Source organism: Cytobacillus praedii (assembly GCF_001439605.1).
GTDB classification, from domain to species: domain Bacteria; phylum Bacillota; class Bacilli; order Bacillales; family Cytobacillaceae; genus Cytobacillus; species Cytobacillus praedii.
Window position 1 is genome coordinate 1 of record NZ_LMBX01000056.1, and the last position, 1,615, is coordinate 1,615.

General features: G+C 54.4%; 1 rRNA gene. It reads left to right on the top strand.

Annotation, left to right across the window (positions count from 1 at the left end):
* Positions 1 to 1,615: ribosomal RNA gene (locus tag ASU02_RS25380) — 23S ribosomal RNA — on the top strand; the annotation flags it as partial.

A 1,615-nucleotide genomic window follows, 5' to 3' on the forward strand; every position in this document is an offset into this window, starting at 1 on the left:
AAGGACTGGTGGAGCGCTTAGAAGTGAGAATGCCGGTATGAGTAGCGAAAGATGGGTGAGAATCCCATCCACCGAATGCCTAAGGTTTCCTGAGGAAGGCTCGTCCGCTCAGGGTTAGTCGGGACCTAAGCCGAGGCTGAAAAGCGTAGGCGATGGACAACAGGTTGATATTCCTGTACCACCAAACTCCGTTTGAGCAATGGGGGGACGCAGGAGGATAGGGTAAGCGCACTGCTGGATATGTGCGTCTAAGCAGTTAGGCTGCAAGCGAGGAAAATCCCGTTTGCGTGAAGGCTGAGCTGTGACAGCGAGGGAAATATAGTACCGAAGTTCCTGATTCCACACTGCCAAGAAAAGCCTCTAGCGAGGATAAGGTGCCCGTACCGCAAACCGACACAGGTAGGCGAGGAGAGAATCCTAAGGTGAGCGAGAGAACTCTCGTTAAGGAACTCGGCAAAATGACCCCGTAACTTCGGGAGAAGGGGTGCTCTTTGGGGTGTTAAAGCCTCGAAGAGCCGCAGTGAATAGGCCCAGGCGACTGTTTAGCAAAAACACAGGTCTCTGCGAAGCCGCAAGGCGAAGTATAGGGGCTGACGCCTGCCCGGTGCTGGAAGGTTAAGAGGAGGGGTTAGCGCAAGCGAAGCTCTGAATTGAAGCCCCAGTAAACGGCGGCCGTAACTATAACGGTCCTAAGGTAGCGAAATTCCTTGTCGGGTAAGTTCCGACCCGCACGAAAGGCGTAACGATCTGGGCACTGTCTCAACGAGAGACTCGGTGAAATTATAGTACCTGTGAAGATGCAGGTTACCCGCGACAGGACGGAAAGACCCCGTGGAGCTTTACTGTAGCCTGATATTGAATTTCGGTACAGCTTGTACAGGATAGGTAGGAGCCTTGGAAGCCGGAGCGCCAGCTTCGGTGGAGGCATCGGTGGGATACTACCCTGGCTGTATTGAAATTCTAACCCATGCCCCTGATCGGGGCAGGAGACAGTGTCAGGTGGGCAGTTTGACTGGGGCGGTCGCCTCCTAAAAAGTAACGGAGGCGCCCAAAGGTTCCCTCAGAATGGTTGGAAATCATTCGAAGAGTGTAAAGGCATAAGGGAGCTTGACTGCGAGACCTACAAGTCGAGCAGGGACGAAAGTCGGGCTTAGTGATCCGGTGGTTCCGCATGGAAGGGCCATCGCTCAACGGATAAAAGCTACCCCGGGGATAACAGGCTTATCTCCCCCAAGAGTCCACATCGACGGGGAGGTTTGGCACCTCGATGTCGGCTCATCGCATCCTGGGGCTGTAGTCGGTCCCAAGGGTTGGGCTGTTCGCCCATTAAAGCGGTACGCGAGCTGGGTTCAGAACGTCGTGAGACAGTTCGGTCCCTATCCGTCGTGGGCGCAGGAAATTTGAGAGGAGCTGTCCTTAGTACGAGAGGACCGGGATGGACGCACCGCTGGTGTACCAGTTGTTCTGCCAAGAGCATCGCTGGGTAGCTATGTGCGGAAGGGATAAGTGCTGAAAGCATCTAAGCATGAAGCCCCCCTCGAGATGAGATTTCCCATAGCGTCAAGCTAGTAAGACCCCTGAAAGATGATCAGGTTGATAGGTTTGAGGTGGAAGC